The sequence below is a fragment of the Alteromonas sp. AMM-1 genome (assembly GCF_047290655.1).
Taxonomy (GTDB): Bacteria; Pseudomonadota; Gammaproteobacteria; order Enterobacterales; family Alteromonadaceae; genus Alteromonas; species Alteromonas mangrovi.
Window position 1 is genome coordinate 1 of the sequence record NZ_JBLBUE010000232.1, and the last position, 4289, is coordinate 4289.

5 protein-coding genes are annotated in these 4289 nt (G+C 49.3%); all 5 read left to right on the plus strand.

All coding sequences use genetic code 11. The features are described 5' to 3' along the window. The first annotated feature begins 127 nt into the window (after positions 1-127). Positions 128-889, plus strand: a complete 762-nt coding sequence (gene fliP / locus ACLR2L_RS19195) for a flagellar type III secretion system pore protein FliP (RefSeq protein WP_413370506.1) — start codon at positions 128-130, stop codon at positions 887-889. Positions 890-898: 9 nt separating this feature from the next. Continuing rightward, the gene (fliQ, locus tag ACLR2L_RS19200; RefSeq protein ID WP_140956082.1) at positions 899-1168 is read left to right on the plus strand and encodes a flagellar biosynthesis protein FliQ; all 270 of its coding nucleotides are present in this window, start codon (positions 899-901) and stop codon (positions 1166-1168) included. Beyond that, positions 1169-1951 (plus strand): flagellar biosynthetic protein FliR, encoded by a 783-nt coding sequence (gene fliR / locus ACLR2L_RS19205; protein WP_413370507.1) that lies wholly within the window; start codon positions 1169-1171, stop codon positions 1949-1951. Between the two features lie 16 nt (positions 1952-1967). Then, complete coding sequence (gene flhB / locus ACLR2L_RS19210; RefSeq protein ID WP_413370509.1) at positions 1968-3092, plus strand: flagellar biosynthesis protein FlhB; 1125 nt, start codon at positions 1968-1970, stop codon at positions 3090-3092. A gap of 155 nt (positions 3093-3247) precedes the next feature. Beyond that, positions 3248-4289, plus strand: a 1042-nt coding sequence (locus ACLR2L_RS19215; protein WP_413370511.1) for an FHIPEP family type III secretion protein, incomplete at its 3' end; no start/stop codon positions are given.

Below are 4289 nucleotides of genomic sequence, written 5' to 3' on the forward strand. Positions count from 1 at the left end.
AACCACTTAAGTAAATTGGCCACGCCGATTGTGACGCAACAGCACAATCCTGGCGGTGCCATGTTTAAACAGAAACTGGTACAGGCGATGGCACAAAAAATGAACCCATCGCTGAAGGAGAGCGGTGATGACAAGTAAATTCGCGAAATGGCTGGCGTTGGCGTTGCCCATTTATTTGCTTGCTGCGCCGGTACTCGCTCAACAGGGTATCCCGGCGGTGACGGTTACCACCAATGGCGATGGCAGCCAGGATTACACCATGACCCTGCAGGCGCTGTTCATCATGACCGCGCTGAGCCTGTTACCGGCGTTTATTATGATGATGACGTCGTTTACCCGGATTATTGTGGTGTTGTCGATTTTGCGTCAGGCCATAGGCTTGCAGCAATCGCCCTCTAACCAAATCCTGATTGGTGTGAGTTTGTTTTTGTCGATGTTTATTATGACCCCGGTATTCGAGGAAATTGACGAACGCGCATTGCAGCCCTATCTCGCTGAGGAAATGACCTCAATGGAAGCGTTTGAACAAGCCAAAGGGCCCATGCGAGCGTTTATGCTTTCACAAACGCGGGTCAAGGATTTGGAAACCTTTGTGTCTATTGCCGGTGATGAAGGTAAATACCAGGACCCAGCTGATGTACCGTTAAATATTCTGATCCCGGCTTTTGTTACCAGCGAGCTAAAAACCGCATTTCAAATTGGCTTCATGCTGTTTATACCGTTTTTGATCATCGACCTGGTAGTGGCCTCTATTCTGATGGCCATGGGTATGATGATGCTGTCGCCCATGATTGTATCGTTGCCGTTCAAACTCATGTTGTTCGTGCTGGTTGATGGCTGGAACCTGATTTTTGGCACCCTGGCTACCAGTTTTGGTATGGGTGTGTAGGAGCGCATCATGTCACCAGAAGTCTTTGTTGAAATTCTTCGCGAGTCTATGTTCATGGTAATCCTGCTGGTGTCAGCGGTAATTGTACCGAGTCTGATAGTCGGTTTGATTGTAGCGGTGTTCCAGGCTGCTACCTCCATTAACGAACAAACCATGAGCTTTTTGCCGCGTTTGCTGGTTACTCTACTGGCATTGAGCTGGGGCGGCAACTGGTTGGTACAGAAACTGATGGATTTCACTTTCCATATGGTAGAACAAATTCCCCAGGTGATTGGTTAAATGGAAGTCTCATTGGTTGCCATTAATCAGTTTCTGGCTGATTTGTTGCTGCCATTTATGCGTATCAGCGGCATGTTCGCTGCCATGATTGGCTTAAGTGCCAAGTCTATTCCCACACCGGTTCGCGGATTGTTATCTATCCTTCTTGCGCTGGTGATCATGCCGGTTGTGCCTCCCTCGCCAGTGAATAACCTGATGGATGTAGGGGTGTTTGTAATTGGTATTCAGCAATTGCTGATTGGCATTGCCATTGGCTTTGTGTCCATGATGGTGCTGAACACCTTTGTGCTTGCCGGTCAGGTTATTGCCATGCAGACCGGTTTGGGGTTCGCCAGTATCGTTGATCCGGTAAACGGGATAAACGTGCCAGCGGTGGGCCAGTTCTACCTGATATTGGCCACGCTGCTGTTTTGGCAACTGGATGGTCATTTGTCCATGATCCAAATGATGGTGATGAGCTTTCAGGCGTTTCCGATCGGCGATAGCTGGTTTGAACCCGAACAGCTGCGCGATATCGCCCAATGGGCTGGCTGGATGTTCGTTGCGTCACTCACTCTGGCGCTGGCACCTATCATTTCGTTGCTCATTGTGAACCTGGCGTTTGGCGTAATGACCAAAGCTGCGCCACAGTTGAATATTTTCAGTATTGGTTTTTCCATTGCCCAAATTATGGGGCTATTCATTATTTGGCTCACGCTGGATAACTTTACCACGCACTTTGAAAATCTATGGCAGCGAGCCTTGCAGTTTATGTGTGAACTGCTGGCCGTGTGTCCAACCTGATCGGAGGTAGGCCAACGTGGCTGATTCGAGTGATAAAACAGAAGACGCGACGGCGAAACGGTTGGGCGATGCCCGTAAAAAAGGGCAGATTGCCCGCTCCCGTGAACTGTCTACCGCTCTGGTACTGATTGTTAGTAGCGTGATGTTTTTGCTAATGGGCGGCTACATAGCTGAAGCACTATTTGCCGTGATGCAGCGCGTATTTACTCTATCGCGGGATGAAACTTACGATCCCACTCACATGTTTTCTGCCTGGGGGGAAGCTCTTATGGCGGTGAGTATTCCGGTGATTGGTTACATGATTGTAGCCATGATTGCTGGTATATACGGTTCGATTGCGCTGGGCGGATACAACTTTACCTGGTATTCGGCGCAACCGCGCTGGAGTAAGCTAAACCCCATGTCGGGGTTTAAGCGGATGTTTGGCATGAACGGCCTGGTGGAGTTACTTAAGGCCATTGCCAAGTTTTTCGTGATTGCCGGCATGGCGCTGTTGTCGCTGTCGTTTTTTCAGGATCAGGCTTTGCATCTTGATCAGGAGATTTTTCCGCTCAACGTGTTTCACGCGCTGGACATGATCGAATGGGCGTTTTTCTTTCTGACACTGGGCATGATCCCAATTGCCCTGATTGACGTGCCATACCAGTCGTATAAGCACAAAGAAGAAATGAAAATGAGCAAGCAAGAGGTTAAGGATGAGCGTAAAAATGCCGACGGTGATCCACAGGTAAAAGGCCGGATCCGCCGCTTGCAATACCAGGCTGCTGCCCGTCGTATGATGCAGGAAGTGCCAAAAGCCGATGTGGTAGTCACCAACCCAACTCACTACTCAGTGGCGCTGAAGTATGATCAGAACGGCAATCGTGCGCCTGTAGTGGTAGCCAAAGGGGGCGATGAGCTTGCAATGCACATCAGAAAAATTGCAAACGCTCATGGCGTGCCGTTAGTAGCAACGCCTATGCTTACCCGGGCCATTTATTACACCACCGAAGTGGATGAAGAAATCCCGCACAAGCTGTTTATGGCTGTGGCTCAGGTGCTGGCCTATGTGTTCCAGTTGAAAGCCTATAAATCGGGTAAAGGCAAACGGCCCAAGCCGTTGGCCAGAAACCTGCCCATCCCACCAGATATGCGCTATTAATCACCTGCCAATACGCCTGCTTTTGCAGGCGTATTGCTACGAGTGATGAATAAGTCGTCAGTTAACATTTTCTACCGAAAAGCTGGCACGCCGATTGATATACCACTGGTAAGCGACGTTTTTGTGTCAAAAATCTGTTGGTAAGAATGTGACTTATGGTGCTATCTGATTATTTTCAACGCGTAGATAAAGCGCAGTTGCAACGACTGACTCAGGGAATGGGTGTACCGTTAGTTTTACTGGCGATTATGGGCATGGTTATCCTGCCTATGCCTCCTTTGTTACTGGACATACTGTTCAGCTTCAATATTGCGCTGTCTCTGGTCATTATCCTGGTAGCCGTACTGACACAACGACCGGTTGATTTTGGTATATTTCCATTGGTTCTGTTGATTGCTACCGTATTGCGACTGGCATTGAATGTTGCCTCAACACGGGTAGTGTTGTTATACGGGCATGAAGGCGGTGATGCTGCGGGTCGGGTAATCGAAGCGTTCGGTGAAGTCGTTATTGGCGGTAACTACGCCGTGGGTGTGGTGGTTTTCGCCATCTTGCTGATTATCAACTTTAAAGTAGTTACCGCGGGTGCAGGACGTATCTCAGAAGTAAGCGCGCGCTTTACCTTGGACGCGATGCCGGGCAAGCAAATGGCCATCGATGCCGATTTGAACGCGGGCTATATCGATCAGGACGAAGCGCGTCGTCGTCGCGAAGATATCACCGCGGAAGCTGATTTTTATGGCTCCATGGACGGTGCATCAAAATTCGTGAAAGGCGACGCGGTGGCGGGTATGTTTATCATGCTCATCAATATTGTAGGCGGGTTGTTCATTGGCATGATCCAGCACGATTTGGGCTTCGCCGAAGCACTTGAAGTGTACACCATTCTAACCATCGGTGACGGTTTGGTGGCACAAATTCCCTCGTTACTGCTATCGGTTGCCACTGCCATTATTGTGACGCGTGAGAATGAAACCCAGGAAATGGGCTCAGAAATTACAGAGCAACTGGGAAACAAAAAGGCGTTGTCGATAGCCGCAGTTATTTTGTTCGTCATGGGGATAGTGCCTGGCATGCCTCACCTTGCATTCTTGAGCTTTGCAGCCCTGGCGGGAGGTTATGCGTATTACCAGGATTATGCAGAAAAACAACGCGCTAAAGAACCGCCCAAACCTGTTGTTCTGAGTGAAAATGACA

Coding starts and splice junctions, on each gene's coding strand:
- fliP (WP_413370506.1), top strand. CDS start 128: ATGACAAGTAAATTCGCGAAATGGCTGGCGTTGGCGTTGCCCATTTAT.
- fliQ (WP_140956082.1), top strand. CDS start 899: ATGTCACCAGAAGTCTTTGTTGAAATTCTTCGCGAGTCTATGTTCATG.
- fliR (WP_413370507.1), top strand. CDS start 1,169: ATGGAAGTCTCATTGGTTGCCATTAATCAGTTTCTGGCTGATTTGTTG.